Below are 19,303 nucleotides of genomic sequence, written 5' to 3'. Positions count from 1 at the left end.
GGCAATGCCCGGCACAGCGACATAGAACAGGTAGCCTCTCAACAATGACCACTGGATTCGCTTCGAACCGAGGCGTCGATGCCTTCGGCACCGTCGCCGTCGCCATGGTGACACCGTTTGACGCTGATGGCGCCCTGGACGTCGATGCAGGCGTGCGACTGGCCGGTCACCTGACCGACAACGGTTGCGATTCGCTCATCCTCGCCGGCACGACCGGCGAGTCCCCGACGACGACCACCGCCGAGAAGATCGAGCTGCTGCGCGCCGTGCGCGCCGAGCTCGGCGACTCGGTGAAGCTGGTCGCCGGCGCCGGGACCAACGACACGACGGAGTCCATCGAACTCGCCAAGGCCTCCGCCGAGGCGGGCGCGGACTCCCTGCTGGTGGTTACGCCGTATTACTCGAAGCCGAGCCAGGAGGGCATCTACCGGCACTTCACGGCCGTCGCCGACGCGACGGACCTGGAGGTCTGCCTGTACGACATCCCGCCGCGCTCGGTCATTCCGATTGAAACGGACACTATTTTCCGTCTCGCGGAGCACCCCCGCATCACCGCGGTCAAGGACGCCAAGGGCGACCTCGGCTCCGCCGCGCACATCATCGCCAACACGGGCCTGGCCTGGTACTCCGGCGACGACGTGGTGAATCTGCCGTGGCTGTCGATCGGCGCCACCGGCTTCATCTCCGTCGTCGGCCACGCCGCGCCCCGCAAGCTCGCCGACCTGCGCGACCAGTTCGACGCCGGTCAGCTCGATGCCGCCCGCGAGACCCATGCTTCCATGACCCCGCTTTTCCGCGCCCAGGGCCGCCTGGGCGGGGTGAGCTTCGCCAAGGCAGCGCTGCAGCTGCAGGGCATTCAGACAGGAGACCCCCGTATGCCTCAGATTCCCCCGACCCCGGAGCAGCTCGATCTGCTCGCCGCCGACCTGCGAGAGGCCGGTGTCCTCTAAGTGAGCGAGAATCGCAGCCGCCCCCGCAAGGTCGTCCGCAAGGCCGGACCCCCGCAGGAGAAGGAAATCGCCCGCGCCGAGGCCCAGACGCCGAAGAACGACGGCGCCGAGCAAAAGAACGAGTCCGCGCAGAAGAACGAGTCCCCGCAGGACCGTGATTCCGGCCAGAACCAGAATCAGGGCCAGAACCAGGGTCGCTCCGGCGGCTCCAACCGTGGCAACCGCGGTGGTCGCGGCGGCCGTGGTGGCCGTGGCGGCCGCGGTGGTCGCGGCGGTCAGAACCAGGGCCAGAACAACAACGGCGGCAAGGGCGGTGGCCGTGGCCAGCGCAACCGCCGCAACGTCGTGCAGTCCATGCAGGGCGCGGACCTGACCCAGCGCCTGCCGGAGCCGCCGAAGGCCCCGAAGGACGGCCTTCGCATCGTCGCCCTCGGCGGCATCTCGGAGATCGGCCGCAACATGACGGTCTTCGAATACAAGGGCCGTCTGCTCATCGTCGACTGCGGCGTTCTCTTCCCGAGCTCCGACGAGCCGGGCGTCGACCTGATCCTCCCGGACTTCTCCTACATGGAGGGCAAGTGGGATCGCGTCGAGGCGCTCGTCGTCACGCACGGCCACGAAGACCACATCGGCGCAATCCCGTGGATGCTCAAGCAGCGCGGCGACATCCCGATCATCGCCTCGCGCTTCACCCTGGCGCTGATCCAGGCGAAGCTGCAGGAGCACCGCATCCGCCCGAAGACCATCGAGGTCAACGAGCACGACCGTCAGCAGCGCGGCCCGTTCGACCTGCGGTTCTTCGCCGTCAACCACTCCATCCCGGAGTGCCTCGGCGTGGCCATCAAGACCGGCGCCGGCCTGGTGGTCCACACCGGCGACATCAAGCTCGACCAGACCCCGCCGGACAAGCGTCCGACCGACCTGCCGGCCCTGAGCCGCCTGGGCGACGAGGGCGTCGACCTGTTCCTGTGCGACTCCACCAACGCGACCACGCCGGGGGTGTCCGGCTCCGAGTCGGACATCATCCCGACGCTGCGTCGCCTGGTGATGGAGGCCAAGCAGCGCGTCATCTTCGCCACCTTCGCGTCGAACGTGTACCGCGTGCAGGCCGTCATCGACGCCGCCGTCGCCGCCAACCGCAAGGTGGCGTTCAACGGCCGGTCGATGATCCGCAACATGCGCATCGCCGAGGAGCTCGGCCTGCTCACCGCCCCGCGCGGCACGATCGTCGACATGAACGAGGCGTCCCGCATGGCGCCGCACAAGGTCGTGCTGGTCACCACGGGTACGCAGGGTGAGCCGATGGCGGCGCTGAGCCGCATGGCCCGCCGCGAGCATCGTCAGATCACCGTCCGCGACGGCGACCTGATCATCATGTCGTCGTCGCTGGTGCCGGGCAACGAGGAGGCCGTCTTCGGCGTCCTGAACATGCTGGCCCAGATCGGCGCGAAGGTCGTCACCGGCCGCGACGCGAACATCCACACCTCCGGCCACGGTTACGCCGGCGAGTTGCTGTTCCTGTACAACGCGGTGCGTCCGTCCAACGCGATGCCGGTGCACGGCGAGTGGCGTCACCTGCGCGCCAACAAGGAGCTGGCCATTTCGACGGGCGTGCCCGCCGAGAACGTGGTCCTGGCGCAGAACGGCGTCGTCGTGGATCTGGTCGACGGCCGTGCGCGCGTGGTGGGTCAGGTGCCGGTCGGTCAGCTCTACGTCGACGGCACGTCCATGGGCGACGTCGACGCCGACGTGCTGGCCGATCGCGCCGAGATGCGCGAGGGCGGCCTGATCACGGTGACGTCGGTCATCGACAACCGCACGGGTCGTCCGCTGGAGAAGCCGCGCGCGCAGGCCCGCGGTTTCTCCGACGACGTCAAGGAGGTCCTGGCGGAGGTCGAGTCGCTGGTCGACGAGACCATGTACGACCTGGCCGGTTCGGGCGAGAACAACCCGTACCGCATGGCGCAGGAGGTGCGCCGCCGGGCGGAGAAGATGATCAACCAGAAGTACCGCCGCAGCCCGATGATCGTCCCGACCATCGTGCCGATGTCCTCCGAGTCCGTCGACGCGGTCTCCGACGAGGACGTCGACGGCAGCCGCGAGAGTCTGTAGCTTTCCGGCAGCCGCGCGTCCCGGTCGGTTCGTGCTTGACGACGCCCCTTTCGGCCTTGTGGCCGAAAGGGGCGTAGTCGTGTCCGGCGGGTGATCCGGTCGGGCCCGTACACTGGCGGCCATGACTTTCGCGCAGGACGAACGACGGCAGTTGGCGGATTTGCTCCGGGAGGTGGGCCCGGATGCTCCGACGTTGTGCGAGGGGTGGACTACGCGGGATCTGGCGGTGCACCTGGTGGTCCGCGAGAATCGGCCCGATGCGGCGGGCGGGATGTTCGTGCCGGCGTTGCGGGAGCGGCTGGAGAAGGTGACGGCCGAATACGAGGCCAAGCCGTTCGATGAGTTGGTGGACACGTGGGCGGAGGGGGCGCCGGTGTGGAACCCGATGCGGTGGGCGGATCAGCTGGTCAATGCGGCGGAGAATTTCGTGCATCACGAGGACGTGCGGCGTGTGCGCGAGCGGTGGCGGCCGCGGGAGTTGTCGCCGTCGGGGCGCAGGGATCTGTGGCGCATCGCGTCGACGATGTCGCGGCGGATGCTGCGGGATTCGACGTCGACGGTGGTGCTCGTGCGGGATGACGGGGCGGCGACGACGCCGGTGGATCGTGCGGCCACCGGTGCTCCGACGGTGACGGTGAAGGGGGACCCGGGTGAGTTGGTGCTGTGGCTGTTCGGCCGCGATGAGGCCCGGGTGAGCGTCGACGGCGATGAGTCGGGTGTCGTGCGTCTGTCGATCTGACGCGAGCGGCCGCGTGACGTGGGGCAGGGGAGTGGTCGGCGGGCGTCCCGACTGACACGCGTGTGACTAATGTGAAAATAGGGACGAAAAGCGACTAAGGTGGTGCCCATGTCAACCACCAGTCGCACCCGCAGCCCCCGGACGCGCCCCACCTCGCGCGGTCCGGCTCGCAGGCCCGCGGATTCCCGGACCGCCCGTGACGCCACCCGCCGCATGGGCGACGGGTACGACGATGGATTCGAACGCACCGGCAGCGCCTACCGCGCCGTCGGCAGCGGTTTGTCCGGCGCGTGGGAGCAGACCGCCCGCGGCGTGGCTGGGCTGGCCCGCAAGATCGGCGGCCGCAGCGGGAGCTCGAAGCGAGATGCGGTGGAGGTCCGCACGTCGGATGATGCACCAGTGAAGGGTCGTCGGCGGGGCGCCTCCGGCGGAGGCGTCGATGGGGTCGGTCAAGCCGAAAAGGTTGATTCCCGTCCGAAGCGTCGGAAGAAGGCCGACGGCTACGACGACGTGACCACCCCGGCCGACTCTCGGGACCATGACCGGGACCAGGCCTACGCGCACGATTACGCGGATCTGCCGCCGGAGGATTCGGCCGCGCGGGGATCGCGCGATGGCGCCGCCCTCCTCGTCCTCGCCCTGGCCATCGTTCTCGCCGGGGCAACGTGGTTCTCGCTGGCCGGCCCGGTCGGCGACGTCATCGAGACCCTGTTCCGCACGATCATCGGCGTCGGCGCGTACGTGCTTCCGGTGGTGCTGGGCATCGTCGCGATCATGATGATGCTCGGCACCATCCCGCCACGCGAGCGTTCTTCGGCGGCAAGCGTCGGCGTCGCGCTCATCGCCGGCGGCATGTTGTCGATCGTGCACATCGGCTCGGGCCGCCCGGAAGATTGGGACGGCCGCCGTGCCGCCGGTGGCGCGATCGGCGGGTACATCGGCACGCCGTTGGCCGCGGGCTTCACTCCGTGGGTGGCCGTGATCCTGTTGTTCGGCGTCATCTTCTACGGTGCGCTGCTGCTCAGCGGCACGACGGTTCGTCAGCTCGTCGACGTCGTCGGCGAGTACCTGAATCTGGGCGCCTGGTCCGGCCGGACGGGCCGTCGTCATGTCGGCGACGCTGATCACCTGGACCCCGATGACCTCTACGCCGGCGTCGACGGCATGCTCGACGAGCGCGCCGAGGCCTACGACGGCCCCGATGCGGGTTCGCGTGACGACGCCCACCCGGAACCGGCCGATCGGGATGCGTCGTCGAGCCGCTCCCGCCGTCGTGCGCAGACGCCGAAGCGGACCCGCGCGACCCGGCGCAATCAGGCCCCGGTGGAGGACAACCTCTACGACCTGCTCGACGACGACGCCCCGACTCGGCCGTCGCGGCCCACGCGTCGTCCGTCGCCCGCCGACGCCTACCCGGTTGACGAGTACGCCGACGATTCCCGCACCCGTCAGCTGAGCCTCGACGATGTGGTGGAGGCGCCCACCGCGCCGCAGCCGGTCGTCGACGATGCTCCGCGCCGTGCAGCCGAGGACACCTCGGACACCACCGTCGATTCGGACCTCACCGCAGACTCGGACGACGCCGACGCCAACCACACCACCGTCATGCCCGCGGCGGACACCGAGGACGTCGCCGTCGTAAAGCGGGAAAAGCCGGCGACCCCCGACCGCACGCCGGGGAAGGACGCCGTCTCCGAGGCGACCCGCCGCCAGATGGACGCCATCGCGGCGCGATCGGGCATCGACGCCTCCGCGATCCCCGCGACGACCCCGAAGTCCGAAACCGAACCGAAGACCGACGTCGCCCCCGCGCGGCCCGCCGTCGCCGACGGATACCGCCTGCCGTCCACCGACCTGCTCATCGCCGGCGAGCCGCCCAAGACGCGCACGGCCACCAACGACCGGATGATCGAGGCCATCACCGAGGTCTTCTCCGAATTCAACGTCGACGCGCAGGTCACCGGGTTCTCCCGAGGCCCGACGGTCACGCGCTACGAAATCGAGCTCGGCCCCGGCGTGAAGGTCTCCAAGATCACCAACCTGCAGTCCAACATCGCCTACGCCGTCGCCACCGACAACGTGCGACTGCTCACGCCCATCCCGGGCAAGTCCGCCGTCGGCATCGAGGTGCCCAACAACGACCGCGAAATGGTCCGCCTGGCCGACGTCCTCGAAGCACCGAAGACGCTGGCCAACGACGACGCCATGCTCATCGGCCTGGGCAAGGACATCGAAGGCGAGTTCATCAGCCACTCGATCCAGAAGATGCCGCACCTGCTCGTCGCCGGCTCCACCGGCTCCGGCAAGTCGGCGTTCGTCAACTCGATGCTGGTGTCGCTGCTCACCCGCGCGACGCCGGAGGAGGTGCGCCTGATCCTCGTCGATCCGAAGATGGTCGAACTCACCCCCTACGAGGGCATCCCGCACCTGATCACGCCGATCATCACCCAGCCGAAGAAGGCCGCCGCCGCACTGCAGTGGCTCGTCGAGGAGATGGAGCAGCGGTACATGGACATGAAGTCCGCCCGCGTGCGCCACATCAAGGACTTCAACCGCAAGGTCAAGTCCGGCGAGATCACCGCGCCGCTGGGCTCCGAGCGCGAGTACCGCCCGTACCCGTACATCGTCTGCGTCGTCGACGAGCTCGCCGACCTGATGATGACCGCGCCGCGCGACATCGAAGACGCCATCGTCCGCATCACCCAGAAGGCCCGCGCCGCCGGCATCCACCTGGTGCTGGCCACCCAGCGCCCGTCGGTCGACGTGGTCACCGGGTTGATCAAGACCAACGTTCCGTCGCGACTGGCGTTCGCCACCTCGTCGCTGACCGACTCCCGCGTCATCCTCGACCAGGGCGGCGCCGAAAAGCTCATCGGCATGGGCGACGCGCTGTTCATTCCGCAGGGCGCCGGCAAGCCGCGCCGACTGCAGGGCGCGTTCGTCACCGACGAGGAGATCCAGGCCGTCGTCGACGCGTGCAAGGTGCAGGCCGAGCCCGACTACACCGAAGGCGTCACCGAGGACAAGGCCGCCGAGGCCGTCAAGAACATCGACCCGGACATCGGCGACGATCTCGAGGATCTCGTGCAGGCCGTCGAGCTGGTGGTCACCTCCCAGTTCGGTTCGACGTCGATGCTGCAGCGCAAACTGCGCATCGGTTTCGCCAAGGCCGGCCGCCTCATGGACCTCATGGAGACCCGAGGCGTCGTCGGCCCCTCGGAGGGCTCGAAGGCCCGCGAGGTGCTGGTCAAGCCGGAGGAGCTGGAGACCATCATCTGGATGATCCGCGGCGCCGACCCCGCCGAAGCCCCGACCGATGACGCGAATGTCGTCGACGCCGAGCCGACGGAGGGCATGGCCTAGGGGGGGGCGTGAAGCGCCGTGCTTTCCGACGATCCACCCGACGAACCCCGTGCGAGGCAACTCGTACGGGGTTCGTCGACGTGTACAGTGGTGGGCCGTGGAGGGGAGTATCCCCGGTTTTCACCGTGATGGCCGTCGTCAACACGGGAGTCGGGCGCCGGCCGTCGAGGCGGGTGCCGCGAGTTCCCCGGCGCCATCGGCCGACGTGAGTCGTGCGGTGGGAGAGACCTCCGGTTATTCGTCGACCGACCGGAGGAGAACCACCCGTGCACGTACCTTTTTTCGTTTGGGCGATCACCGTCGTGGTCGTCATCGGCTTCATCGCCTTCGATTTCTACGCCCACGTCAAGACCCCCCATGAGCCGACGCTGAAGGAAGCCGGCGGCTGGACCGCGTTCTACGTCGTCCTGGCGCTGTTGTTCGGCGGGTTCATCTGGTTGTTCTGGGACCACGAACGCGGCGTCGAGTTCCTGTCGGGTTACGTCACCGAAAAGGCGTTGAGCGTGGACAACCTGTTCGTGTTCGCGCTGATCATCGGGGCGTTCAAGATCCCGCGCAAGTACCAGCAGAAGGTGCTGCTGTTCGGTATCGCGATGGCGCTGGTCTTCCGCACGGTGTTCATCCTGTTGGGTGCCGCGGTGATCAACAAGTGGTCGGACGTGTTCTACCTGTTCGCGCTGTTCCTGCTGTACACCGCCATCAAGACGGTGTGGGACGAGGCGGCGGACAAGCCGGAGACCGATCCGAACGACATGAAGATCATCATCTGGCTGCGCAAGATCGTCCCGATTTCCAGCGGCTACAACAAGGACAAGTTGACCGCACGGGTCGACGGCAAGCGGTACTTCACCCCGCTGGCGGTGGCGCTGGTGGCCATCGGCTTCGTGGACATCATGTTCGCGTTCGACTCGATTCCGGCGATCTTCGGCCTGACCGACGAGCCGTACATCGTCTTCACGGCCAACGCCCTGGCGTTGATGGGTCTGCGTCAGATGTACTTCCTGCTCGACGGTCTGCTCGACCGGCTGGTGTACCTGGCCTATGGCCTCGGCGCGATCCTGGGCTTCATCGCCATCAAGCTGTTCCTGCATGCGCTGCACGAGAACAATCTGCCGTTCATCAACGGCGGGGAGGACGTGGCGGTGCCGGAGATCGGCACGTGGGTGTCGCTGGCGTTCATCGTCGTCGTGTTGGTGGTCACCGTGTTGGCCTCGTGGCTGAAGAACGTCCGCGACCGGAACATGGGCGGCATCGCCCCGGCCCGGTGGACGGGCCACGACGTGGAGCACGAGGAGCTCGTGGTCGACGGTTCCGTCAAAGCGAAGAAGTTCCGCGGGGCTTCGCGTGACGACGGCCCGTCGTCCGAATCCAGCGGCCGAGGGACCTCCGATTAGAACGTCTCGGATTCGGCGGTAGGGTTGACGGCGTGACCGATCAATCCCGCCCCGTCGCGGATGCCGCGCCCTCCAACTGGAACCTGCCGAACGCGCTGACCGTTTTGCGCATTCTCGGCGTCCCCGTCTTCCTGTGGCTGCTGCTGCGGGAAGGCGGCGACGACGCCGGGTGGCGATGGTGGTCCTTCGGAGTGTTCGCGCTGCTGATGATCACCGACAAGATCGACGGTGATCTCGCGCGCGCCCGCAACCTGGTGACCGACTTCGGCAAGATCGCCGACCCCATCGCCGACAAGGCGCTGATGATCGGCGCCCTGGTCGGCCTCAACATCATCGGCCTGCTGCCGTGGTGGATCACGGCGATCATCGTGGTGCGCGAACTCGGCATCACGTTCTGGCGCATGTTCCAGCTGCGCGCCGGCCACGTCGTGCCCGCCTCGAAGGGCGGCAAGCTGAAGACGGTGACCCAGTCGCTGGCGGTGGCGTTGTTCCTCATGCCCGTGGCCTGGCTGCACTGGCCGGCGTGGGTGGTCATGATCCTCGCGGTGGTCATCACCGTCGTCACCGGCGTCCAGTACATCGTCGACTCCCGCAAGGCCGCCGCCTAGATGGGTGCCGTCGATCCGCTTGCCGACGGCACCGCCGCAGTCGACGTCATCGGCGTGCTCACCGCCCGGGGGCAGACGCTCGCGGCGGCGGAATCGCTGACGGCCGGCCTGTTTTGCGCGACGGTCGCCGGAGTTCCCGGAGCGTCGGCCGTCTTGCGCGGCGGCCTGATCACCTATGCCACCGACCTCAAGGCGACGCTGGCCGACGTCCCCGCCGACACGCTCGACGCCGTCGGCCCCGTCGCACCGGACACCGCCCGGGCAATGGCCATCGGCACGAAGAAGCGCTGCGGCGCCGATTGGGCAGTGGCGCTCACCGGCGTCGCCGGCCCCGCACCCCAAAACGGCCACCCGGTCGGCGAAGTCTGGTGCGCCATCGCCCGACCCGACCACGGCGTCGTCGTCAAGCAACTCGACATCGACGCCGACGCGGGACGCTGGGGCATCCGCACCGCAGCCGTCGCGCGGGCGTTGGACCTGCTCACGACCGAGCTCGATCGCTGACGCCGTACCCGCGCCCGGCCGGAAAACCGCCCCTGAATCGTCGAACCGGGAACAAACGCGCCCATTCGTGCGTTAATTGGGGTGATGATCAACGACACCATGACCATTCCCGCCCCCGCGCAATCGCCGCTGCCGGTCGCGGCGCCCGCGCGTGAACCGCTGCTGCGCGAAGCGCTCGGCGAGGCGCTGCGCGACATCCGCACCCGCAACGGCATGACCCTCCGGGAACTGTCCGACCTCGCCGCCATCAGCCCCGGCTACCTGTCGGAACTCGAACGCGGCCGCAAAGAAGTGTCGTCGGAACTGCTGGCCTCCGTGTGCCACGGACTGTCCGTTTCCGTCTCCGACGTCATCATCGACGCCGCCGGCGCCATGGCACTGCACGCCGCGCAGCCCGAAATGGCCGCGATGTAACCCGACCGCGTTCCGCGGCGTTGCTGCGGCACGAACCACCGCCGGGTATTCTGGGACGCCGGACGCCCGGGGCTCCCGCCCACTCCCGCCGACTCTCTGAGGAAGGTACCGAGCAACAATGGCAAACCCCTTCGCCAAGCTGTGGAACTACATGATGGCCCTGTTCGACTCCAAGATCGAGGAGAACGCGGACCCAAAGGTCCAGATCCAGCAGGCCATCGAAGACGCCCAGCGTCAGCACCAGGAACTTTCCCAGCAGGCGGCGGCCGTCATCGGCAACCAGCGCCAGCTCGAGATGCGCCTCAACCGGCAGCTCGCCGAGATCGAGAAGCTCCAGGGCAACACCCGCCAGGCCCTGCAGCTGGCCGACAAGGCCCGCGGCGAAGGCGACGAAGCCAAGGCCGTCGAATACGAAAACGCCGCCGAGGCGTTCGCTGCCCAGCTCGTCACCGCCGAACAGTCCGTCGAGGATCTGAAGGGCCTGCACGACCAGTCCTTGCAGCAGGCCGCCCAGGCGAAGAAAGCCGTCGAGCGCAACTCCATGGCCCTGCAGCAGAAGGTCGCCGAGCGCACCAAGCTGCTGTCGCAGCTGGAGCAGGCGAAGATGCAGGAGAAGGTCTCCGAGTCCCTGCAGTCCATGAACGAGCTGTCCTCCGGCTCGACCCCGAACCTGGATCAGGTGCGCGACAAGATCGAGCGTCGTTACGCCAACGCCCTCGGCCAGGCCGAGCTGGCCCAGAATTCCGTCCAGGGCCGCATGGCGGAGGTCGAGCAGGCGGGCATCCAGCTGGCCGGCCACTCGCGCCTGGAGCAGATCCGGTCCGAGATGCGCGGCGGCAACCAGCTGCCGTCCGGCGGTGCGCAGGGTGCCATCGAGCAGGGGCAGGGCGGCCAGTCCGGCTCCGTCGACCCGGCGGTCGAGGCGAAGCTGCGCGAACTGCGCGGCGGTCAGTAGAGGGCGGCAGGAGGCGGCGGCCCCGCGCGCGATGACCGGCGGTTCACCATGATGGTGGGCCGCCGGTTTTTCGTGTGGAGTCGCGGGGCGGGGTGCGTCAGAAAGTCATGCCACCGCTTTGCAAAAGCCAAGGTGGGGTGTTGGTGGCCGCGAAAAATGTCGAGTTTCTGACGGGGCGGTGTGTTTGTGACCGGCCGGCCAGTCCCGGGCCGCCCTAGTCCCCGACGCCGCGGGCTAGTAGGGCGTCGGACATGGCGCGGGAACGGCGAATGGTGCGGATGATCACCGGCACCCCGAACGCGGTCGCCGACGCGGAGGCTCCACGGGCGCGGCGGGCGTCCAGAACCTCGCGCACGGCCTGCACCTGGAGGGGAATCAGGCGCAGCGTGAGGGACATCGCCAACGAGATGGTGGCCACCGGCAGCCCGAACTTCCCCAGCGGCGCCAACAATCGGTCGAAGGCGTTCATCAGGTCGGAGACGCGGGTGGTCAGCGTCAGCAGCGTCGCGGCGATGACGCAGGCGAGGATCTGCAGAAACAGCATCGCGCCGAGTTCCCAGTCGCCGGTGAGCCCCTGGATGACGGCGATGAACGCCAGCAGCGGCACCGCGCCCAGCAACTGCGCCACCGCGACTTTGAGGGGGATGCGGGCGACGGCATAGCCGCACAGCGCAACGGCCAGCGCGACCGCGGCGGTGGGGATGGTGCGGGCGAAGATCGTGGCGACGACGATGAACGCGACGACGAGTCCGAGCTTCGGCCCCGCGGGCATCCGGTGGACGGGGGAGTCGCGTTTGACGTACACCGACAGGGGCACGACCAGCGCGCCGCGGCCGGCCATCAGGCGCCCATCCGGGAGACGTAGCCGTCGATGACGGTTCGGGGGTCGCCGTCGTCGACGATGAGTCCGTCTTCGATGCACAGGACGCGGTTGAAGTCGGCGACGAAGTCGAGGTCGTGCGTGACGACGATCAGCTGTTGGTCAAGACTCGCGAACGTCGCGGCGAGCGAACGGCGATTGCGCAGATCCAGCAACGTGGTCGGTTCGTCGGCGATGATCAGTTCGGGCTCGAGGACGAGCACCGACGTCAGGGCCAGGAGTTGTTTTTGCCCGCCGGACAGGAGGTGGGGGGAGTGGTCGGCGTGGTCGTGGAGGTCGAATCGTCGTAAAGCGGAAAGGGCCAGACCGTCGCGGTCCTTCGGTGCGATGCCGCGCTGGCGCAGGGAGAAGGCGACGTCTTCGGCGACGGTGGGCATGACGATCTGGTTGTCGGCGTCGGAGAAGACGAAGCCGACGTTGCGCCGGACCTCGCGGCCCTTGCGGGCGGGGTCGAGGCCGCCGACGTCGACGCGGCCGGACGACGCGTCGGTGAGGCCGTTGATCAGGCGCACGAACGTGGATTTGCCGCCGCCGTTGGGGCCGATGATGCCGATGCGCCGCTCGGACAGTTCCACCGTCACGGGCCCCAGGGCGCGGCGGCCGTCGAAGTCGCAGGTGACGGAGTCGAAGCGGATGACGGTCATCGTGCTGCGGTGGCGGCGGTGGCGGCGGTGTTGGCGCGCAGGTCGGGGAAGGCGCGCAGGACGGGGGCGGCGATGAGCGCGGCGACGACGACCTTGACGATGTCGCCGGGGATGAAGGGGACGTTGACCAGCAGGGCCTCGACGAAGCCCATTTCGGCGCGGACCATGAGGCCGAAGGTGCCGAAGAGGTACTGCACGAGCACGCCGACGAGGCCGGCGGCGGTGAACAGGCCGATCATGGCGCCGTTGCCGCGGGGGCGGCGTTCGGTGAGCAGACCGATGACGAGGGCGGCGACGATGTAGCCGACGAGGTAGCCGACGGTGGTGCCGGGCAGGGCGGACAGGGTGGTGCGGAATCCGGCGAGGTTGGGCACGCCGATGAGTCCGACGGCGAGGAACAGCACGACGGACAGGGTGCCGCGGCGCCAGCCGAGGAGCATGCCGGCCAGTGCGATGCCCATGTTCTGCAGGACGATGGGCACGCCGACGGCGCCGACGGGGATGGAGACCGCGCCGAGCACGATGATGAGGGCCGCGAAGGCCGCGATGTAGACGAGGGATTGGATCGCTGTTTTCTGCACGGGAAGTGATTCTAGGCGACGGTTTGAGCGGTGTTCAGGGAGGGGTTTGGGGTCGGGGGCGGCGGTGTTACCGTGGTCGCATGCGTTTGGCCGATTTTCATCGCTTCGTCGAGGCCGAGTTCGGCGATGCCCAGGGGCCGTGGTTGTTGGAGTCGCATGTGTTGGCGGAGTACGGCGCCACGCCGGCGGAGTTGATCGAACGTGGCGTCGAGCCGCGGGACGTGTGGTGGGCGTTGTGCCGCGACCATGATGTTCCGGAGGAGCGGTGGTTGGGGCCGGACGACTGATCGTCGCCGGTGGCTCGGGGTTTTGCTTGACGACGCCCGCCTGGTCGGCGAAACGGCGTCGTCGGCGTGTTGCGGCGCGCATTCGAACGGGCTTTCGTCTATAGTCGAACGCGTGCGGTCCGCGGATCCGCTCGGCCCGGTACAACCACGGGTGTGGGCGGCGAGGGTGCCGCGGAAAAGCAAAATGGAACCGATTCGCTCCGGGGCGCGTCCAACAGGGCGTGACGGATACATCGGCGCCGGGTGCGCATCAGGTGAGGGACGAAACGGATCTGGACGTGGCGGAAGCGCCGCGTGGACGGGAGAAGGACATGGCCAGGAAGAAGGCGACCGCGTCGTCGGGTGGCGGCGATCGGCTCAAGGCGCTCGACGTCGCGTTGGCGAACATCGAGAAGGATTTCGGCAAGGGCGCGGTGATGCGTCTGGGCGATGATGATCGTCCGCCGATTCGCGCGATTTCCTCCGGCAACATCGCCATCGACGTGGCGTTGGGCATCGGCGGTTTCCCGCGTGGTCGCATCGTCGAGATCTACGGCCCGGAGTCGTCGGGTAAGACGACGGTGGCGCTGCATGCGATCGCGGAGGCGCAGCGGGCCGGCGGCATCGCGGCGTTCATCGACGCGGAGCATGCGCTCGATCCGGATTACGCGCGGAAGTTGGGCGTGGACACCGACAATCTGCTGGTGTCGCAGCCGGACACCGGTGAGCAGGCGCTGGAGATCGCCGACATGCTGGTGCGTTCCGGTGCCATCGACATCATCGTGGTCGACTCGGTGGCGGCGTTGACGCCGAAGGCGGAGATCGATGGCGAGATGGGTGACTCCCACGTGGGTCTGCAGGCGCGGTTGATGAGCCAGGCGCTGCGCAAGATGACCGGAGCGGTGTCGAATTCGGGTACCACGGCGGTGTTCATCAACCAGCTGCGCGAGAAGATCGGCGTGATGTTCGGTTCGCCGGAGACCACCACCGGCGGCAAGGCGCTGAAGTTCTATGCGTCGGTGCGGTGCGACGTGCGGCGCATCCAGACCCTGAAGGATGGCCAGGACGCGGTGGGCAACCGGACCAAGCTGAAGGTCGTCAAGAACAAGGTGTCGCCGCCGTTCAAGATCGCCGAGTTCGACATCATCTACGGCCAGGGCATTTCCCGCGAGGGGTCGATCCTGGACATGGGCGTGGACAACGGCATCATCAAGAAGTCGGGTTCGTGGTTCACCTACGAGGGCGATCAGCTGGGGCAGGGCAAGGAGAAGGCCCGCGAGCACCTGCGCTCGAACCCGGAGTTGGCCGCGGAGCTCGAGGACAAGATCAAGCGGAAGCTCGGCGTCGGCGAGTACGCGAACGCCGCGGAAGAGCCGGATGCCGATGCGCCGGTCGACGTGGTGCCGGACATCGATTTCGACGACGAGTAGCAGCGCAGACGAGTAGGAGAGGGGAGCGCGGCGAGTGGCGGACCGATCTGTGACGGCCGAGCAGGCGGAGCAGGCCGAGAAGCTCGAGAAGCTCCGGGCCGCGATGGAGAAGGTCGCCGCCGAGGGTGGTGAGCCGATCATCGATGCCGATGCCGAAGCGGTGAAGGCGCCGATCCGCTCCCGGGCCCTGCGGCTTCTGGACCAGCGGGCCCGCTCCCGCGAGGAATTGCGCGGCCGGCTGGCGGAAAACGAGGAGTGGCCGCCGGCCGCCATCGGCGAAGTGCTCGACGACCTGACGGCGTCCGGGCTGCTCGACGACGCCCACTTCGCCCATGAATGGGTGCGGCAACGCCACGCGGCCCGGGGGAAGTCGCGGATGGTGCTCGACCGCGAGTTGGCGGACAAGGGCATTGCCCCGCACCTGCGCGCGGAAGCGCTCGAGCAGATCACCGACGCCGACGAGTCGCACATTGCACGGGCGTTGGCCGCGAAGAAGGCCGGCACCATCTCGTCACCGCCGACCGACCGTGCCGCCCGGGATAGAGACCTGCGGCGCGTCGTCGGGGTGCTCGCCCGCCGCGGATTCGCCCAGGGCATGTCCATGGTCATCGCCCGGGAAGCCCTCGATGCCCGCTACGACGAATTGGGCGCGCGGTGAAAGGTGCCGGGAGGGCGGCGTCGTCAAGCAAAACGCGCACGGCGGTTCCCACGGCGATTGGGGAAGGCACGCCCGCTCGCGATACCCTTTCCCGCGTGACGCACGCCAGCCCCACCACCGAAAACACCGCCCCCGCAGCCGCCGGCCCCCGCACCTACGAAGTGCGGACCTTCGGCTGCCAGATGAACGTCCACGACTCCGAGCGCCTGTCCGGCCTGCTGGAGGACAACGGCTACATCGCCGTCGCCGAGGGCGAACGACCCGACCTGGTCGTGTTCAACACCTGCGCCGTGCGCGAAAACGCCGACAACCGCCTCTACGGCACGCTCGGCAGGCTCAAGCCGGTCAAGGACGAGCACCCCGACATGCAGATCGCCGTCGGCGGGTGCCTGGCGCAGAAGGACAAGGCCGCCGTCGTGAAGAAGGCGCCGTGGGTCGACGTGGTCTTCGGCACCCACAACCTCGGCTCGCTGCCGACGCTGCTGGAACGCGCCGCCCACAACCACGAGGCGCAGGTCGAAATCAAGGACGCGCTCGAGGACTTCCCGTCGGTGCTGCCCGCCAAGCGCGAATCGCCGTACGCCGGGTGGGTGTCGGTGTCGGTGGGCTGCAACAACACCTGCACCTTCTGCATCGTGCCGTCGCTGCGCGGCAAGGAACGCGACCGCCGCCCGGGCGACATCCTCGCCGAGGTGCAGGCGCTGGTCGACCAGGGCGTCACCGAGGTCACGCTGTTGGGGCAGAACGTCAACGCCTACGGCGTGCATTTCGACGACCCGGAACTCGAACGCGACCGCAGCGCGTTTTCCAAGCTGCTGCGCGCCTGCGGCGAGATCGAAGGCCTGGAGCGCGTGCGGTTCACGTCGCCGCACCCGGCGGAGTTCACCGACGACGTCATCGACGCGATGGCCGACACCCCCAACGTCGCCCCGCAGCTGCACATGCCGCTGCAGTCGGGTTCGGACAAGGTGCTCAAGGAGATGCGCCGGTCCTACCGTTCGAAGAAGTTCCTCGGCATCCTGGACAAGGTTCGCGAGCGGATGCCGCATGCGGCGATCACCACCGACATCATCGTCGGCTTTCCCGGCGAGACCGAGGAGGACTTCCAGGCGACCCTCGACGTCGTCGAGCGCGCTCGCTTCACCTCGGCGTTCACGTTCCAGTACTCGCCGCGCCCGGGCACCCCGGCGGCCGACATGCCCGACCAGGTGCCGCCGCACGTGGTCAAGGAGCGCTACGGCCGCCTCATCGAGCTGCAGGAGCGCATCAGCGAGGAGGAGAACGCAAAGCAGGTCGGCCGCACCCTCGAGCTGCTGGTCACCGCCGACGATGGCAAGAAGAACGCCGAAACCCGCCGCATGTCGGGGCGCGCGGTCGATGGGCGGCTCGTTCACTTCGCGCCGGTCGCAGTGGACGAGGCCGAGGGCGCCGATTCGCTTGACGACGCCGGCCGACCCCACATCGACGGCGAGATCCGTCCCGGCGATTTCGTCACCGTCACGGTGACGGAGTCGGCTCCGCACTTCCTCATCGCCGATTCCGGTGTCACGGCGCACCGCCGTACCCGGGCCGGCGACATGTGGGAGGCGGGCAACACCCCGACCACCGCCCCGATTGGCGTGGGGCTAGGCTTGCCCGGTGTGGGACGGCCGTCGACGCCGGCCGTGAACCAGACGATGAACCAGGACAGGGGTTGCGGTTGTGACTGACCAAAACGTGACGCCGGAGGGCAGTGCGGAGCGCGACAAGCTCGCCGAGTTCCGCGGTGACCTGCGGGAGGCCGAGCGCAAGGCCGGCGGTGAAATCCAACTGGGCATGGCGGTGGTGCCGGTGGGCGTGCTGCTCGTCGGGTTGATCTTCACCTTCTTCGCCCCGCACTCCGGCGTCGTCCTCGGTTTCGACGTGCTGTTGGACACCGACGTCGCCCGCCAGTACTTCACCATGCTGCCGGAGCGGATCTACTCGATCATCCTGCTCGTCGGCATTTTGCTGGTCATCGCGACGATCCTGTCGCGGTCGGCGGTCGTCGCGTTCGTGGCGTGGGCGGCGGTGTGCATCCAGGCGGTGTACTCGATCTTCGCGGGGTGGATGCGCCAGTCGCGTCCGCCGTCGGAGGCGTCCGAGGGCATCGGCTGGGGCTTGGCCATGGGCATCGCGCTGTCGATCCTGATGGCCATCACCTTGAGTTTCGTGGTGTTCCGCAAGTCCACGTTCCAGGCCGCGCTGGCCGCCGCCCGCCGCGAGGAGGTCGACGAGGATCCCGTGCTGCGCGCCCAGCAGCAGTATCTGCGCGCCGGCCTCATCGACAACACCGGCACCGACGTCGACGCCATGGTCGACGATCGACGCGACCGGTCCAAGCGCCGCCGTGCCAAGCGTGCGGAGCAGGCCGAGCAGGCTGAAAAGACCGACCAGGCTGAAAAGACGGAACAGACGCCGGACGCCGACGAGCAGTAGGCCACGCCCGCAGGCGTCGGCGCCCGCGTCTCCGAGCTACATCTCCTCGAGGGCGCGCTCGGCGGCGTCGGCCCATTCGCGCCACTGGGCGGCCTGGGCACGGGCTTCCTCGGCCTTCTTCGCCTTGCCGGCGGCCTCGAACTCGGCGGCCTTGGCCTCGAAGTCGGCGGCGCGGTCGGCGAACTGCTGCACGCGGGCCTGGGCCTCCGGGTCTGTGCGGCGCCACTGGGAATCCGCGGCGTCGGCGACGCGGCGCTCGAGCGCGCCGATCTTGTCCTCGAACTCGCGGACGCGGCCGCGCGGCACGAATCCGATTTCGTCCCACCGCTCCTGCAGCTTGCGCAGCTCCGAACGCGCGTGGTCGAGGTCCTTGTCGGGGCGGATCCGCTCGTCGAACTCGGCCAGCAGGGCGTCCTTCGCCTCGGCGTTGGCCTCGAACTCCTTGTCGCGCTCGGCGTGGGCGGCGTTGCGGGCGCCGAAGAAGGTGTCCTGGGCTTCCTTGAAGCGCTTCCACAGCTTGTCGTCGATGTCGCGGGGTGCGCGGCCGGCTTCCTTCCAACGGGCCATCAGGTCGCGGTAGGCGGCGGCGGTGGGACCCCAGTCGGTGGAGTGCTGCAGGGCCTCGGCTTCCTCGACGAGGGCTTCCTTGGCCTTGCGGGCCGACGCGCGGTTGCGGTCGAGTTCGGCGAAGTGGCTGCCGCGGCGGCGGTTGAAGGCGTCGCGGGCGCGGGAGTAGCGCTTCCACAGCTGGTCGTCGGTCTTGCGGTCGATGCCGCGGATCTGCTTCCACTCGTCGAGGATCGCGCGGATGCGGTCGCCGGCGGCCTTCCAATCCTGGGAGTTTTCGGCGATGTCCTCGGCCTCGGCGGCCAGCTTTTCCTTGCGGGCGATGGCGGCGGCGCGACGTTCGGCTTTCTCGGCCTTGGCCTTTTCGCCGGCTTCGTCGGCGTGGACGAGCACGATGTCAAGGCGGCGATCCAGGGCGTCGAGGTCGCCGACGACGGCGGCGTCGGGCAGCTGGCCCTTGAGCTCCTCGGCGGAGGCGCGGACGGTGGCGGCTTCCTCCGGGTGGGACTGGATGCGGGCCTCGAGCAGTTCGATTTCGGTGGCCAGGTCGTCGTACCGGGCGCCGTAGTGGGCCAGGCCCTCCTCGGGGGCGCCGGCCTGCCACGATCCGACCTGCCGCTCGCCGTCGCCGGTGCGGACCCACACCGTGCCGTCGTCGTCGACGCGTCCCCACTTGGCGGGGTCGGTTTTGCGGGGGACGACGGGGGTCACCGCGGGCGTGCCGGCCGGTGCCGCGGGGCGGCGGGGCCGTCCTCCCGGTCGGGGGCCGGGGCGGGGGCCG

The 19,303-nt window shown here is 68.6% G+C and carries 18 protein-coding genes; 14 read left to right on the top strand and 4 right to left on the bottom strand.

What is annotated here, in order from left to right; all coding sequences use genetic code 11:
• Positions 1-44: 44 nt before the first annotated feature.
• From dapA to HMPREF3121_RS03360, 9 genes are all read left to right on the top strand, one after another.
• On the top strand, positions 45-950 hold the full coding sequence (gene dapA / locus HMPREF3121_RS03400; protein ID WP_070519875.1) for a 4-hydroxy-tetrahydrodipicolinate synthase: 906 nt from the start codon (positions 45-47) through the stop codon (positions 948-950).
• Positions 951-3,062: a ribonuclease J gene (locus tag HMPREF3121_RS03395; RefSeq protein WP_070519874.1), complete on the top strand. Its 2,112-nt coding sequence runs from the start codon at positions 951-953 to the stop codon at positions 3,060-3,062.
• A 121-nt stretch (positions 3,063-3,183) separates the two neighbouring features.
• Entirely contained in the window at positions 3,184-3,801 is a 618-nt protein-coding gene (locus HMPREF3121_RS03390; RefSeq protein WP_070519872.1) for a TIGR03085 family metal-binding protein, read from the top strand.
• A 108-nt stretch (positions 3,802-3,909) separates the two neighbouring features.
• Positions 3,910-7,164, top strand: a complete 3,255-nt coding sequence (locus tag HMPREF3121_RS03385; protein ID WP_070519899.1) for a DNA translocase FtsK — start codon at positions 3,910-3,912, stop codon at positions 7,162-7,164.
• 266 nt (positions 7,165-7,430) lie between these two features.
• Positions 7,431-8,558: a TerC family protein gene (locus HMPREF3121_RS03380; protein ID WP_083291231.1), complete on the top strand. Its 1,128-nt coding sequence runs from the start codon at positions 7,431-7,433 to the stop codon at positions 8,556-8,558.
• A gap of 32 nt (positions 8,559-8,590) precedes the next feature.
• Entirely contained in the window at positions 8,591-9,166 is a 576-nt protein-coding gene (gene pgsA, locus HMPREF3121_RS03375; RefSeq protein ID WP_070519870.1) for a CDP-diacylglycerol--glycerol-3-phosphate 3-phosphatidyltransferase, read from the top strand.
• Complete coding sequence (locus HMPREF3121_RS03370) at positions 9,167-9,670, top strand: CinA family protein (protein WP_070519868.1); 504 nt, start codon at positions 9,167-9,169, stop codon at positions 9,668-9,670.
• An 84-nt stretch (positions 9,671-9,754) separates the two neighbouring features.
• Positions 9,755-10,084 (top strand): helix-turn-helix domain-containing protein, encoded by a 330-nt coding sequence (locus HMPREF3121_RS03365; protein ID WP_070519866.1) that lies wholly within the window; start codon positions 9,755-9,757, stop codon positions 10,082-10,084.
• 118 nt (positions 10,085-10,202) lie between these two features.
• Positions 10,203-11,039: a PspA/IM30 family protein gene (locus tag HMPREF3121_RS03360; RefSeq protein WP_070519864.1), complete on the top strand. Its 837-nt coding sequence runs from the start codon at positions 10,203-10,205 to the stop codon at positions 11,037-11,039.
• 214 nt (positions 11,040-11,253) lie between these two features.
• Here HMPREF3121_RS03360 and HMPREF3121_RS03355 read toward each other — a convergent pair whose 3' ends face one another.
• Genes HMPREF3121_RS03355 through HMPREF3121_RS03345 form a run of 3 tightly spaced genes read right to left on the bottom strand, consistent with a single transcriptional unit; the run spans position 11,254 to position 13,144 of the window.
• Entirely contained in the window at positions 11,254-11,880 is a 627-nt protein-coding gene (locus HMPREF3121_RS03355; RefSeq protein WP_070519862.1) for an energy-coupling factor transporter transmembrane component T family protein, read from the bottom strand.
• Complete coding sequence (locus HMPREF3121_RS03350; protein ID WP_070519860.1) at positions 11,880-12,563, bottom strand: energy-coupling factor ABC transporter ATP-binding protein; 684 nt, start codon at positions 12,561-12,563, stop codon at positions 11,880-11,882. Before HMPREF3121_RS03350 ends, HMPREF3121_RS03355 begins: the two co-directional genes overlap by 1 nt.
• Positions 12,560-13,144 (bottom strand): biotin transporter BioY, encoded by a 585-nt coding sequence (locus HMPREF3121_RS03345; protein ID WP_035121961.1) that lies wholly within the window; start codon positions 13,142-13,144, stop codon positions 12,560-12,562. Before HMPREF3121_RS03345 ends, HMPREF3121_RS03350 begins: the two co-directional genes overlap by 4 nt.
• A gap of 80 nt (positions 13,145-13,224) precedes the next feature.
• On the opposite strand from HMPREF3121_RS03345, the gene HMPREF3121_RS03340 reads away from it, so the two are divergent.
• The 5 genes from HMPREF3121_RS03340 to HMPREF3121_RS03320 all read left to right on the top strand — a co-directional run bounded on the left by HMPREF3121_RS03340 (position 13,225) and on the right by HMPREF3121_RS03320 (position 17,955).
• Entirely contained in the window at positions 13,225-13,431 is a 207-nt protein-coding gene (locus tag HMPREF3121_RS03340; protein ID WP_070519858.1) for a DUF3046 domain-containing protein, read from the top strand.
• Positions 13,432-13,742: 311 nt separating this feature from the next.
• The gene (recA, locus tag HMPREF3121_RS03335; RefSeq protein WP_070519898.1) at positions 13,743-14,840 is read left to right on the top strand and encodes a recombinase RecA; all 1,098 of its coding nucleotides are present in this window, start codon (positions 13,743-13,745) and stop codon (positions 14,838-14,840) included.
• Between the two features lie 103 nt (positions 14,841-14,943).
• Positions 14,944-15,498, top strand: coding sequence for a regulatory protein RecX (locus HMPREF3121_RS03330; protein WP_070519896.1), 555 nt, complete (start codon positions 14,944-14,946; stop codon positions 15,496-15,498).
• 95 nt (positions 15,499-15,593) lie between these two features.
• Positions 15,594-17,207 carry a tRNA (N6-isopentenyl adenosine(37)-C2)-methylthiotransferase MiaB gene (miaB, locus tag HMPREF3121_RS03325; protein WP_070519856.1) on the top strand — a complete coding sequence of 538 codons (1,614 nt, stop codon included), beginning with the start codon at positions 15,594-15,596 and terminating at the stop codon, positions 17,205-17,207.
• On the top strand, positions 17,200-17,955 hold the full coding sequence (locus HMPREF3121_RS03320; protein ID WP_070519854.1) for an Rv2732c family membrane protein: 756 nt from the start codon (positions 17,200-17,202) through the stop codon (positions 17,953-17,955). The genes miaB and HMPREF3121_RS03320 overlap by 8 nt, the downstream gene beginning before the upstream one ends.
• A 36-nt stretch (positions 17,956-17,991) precedes the next feature.
• Here the strand turns inward: HMPREF3121_RS03320 and HMPREF3121_RS03315 are convergent.
• Positions 17,992-19,303, bottom strand: a 1,312-nt coding sequence (locus HMPREF3121_RS03315; RefSeq protein WP_246816052.1) for a DUF349 domain-containing protein, incomplete at its 5' end; no start/stop codon positions are given.

This window comes from Corynebacterium sp. HMSC11E11, from assembly GCF_001807025.1.
In the GTDB taxonomy this organism is placed as follows: domain Bacteria; phylum Actinomycetota; class Actinomycetes; order Mycobacteriales; family Mycobacteriaceae; genus Corynebacterium; species Corynebacterium freneyi.
The sequence above is the reverse complement of the archived record's forward strand: the minus strand, read 5'-3'. Positions and strand labels throughout refer to the sequence as shown.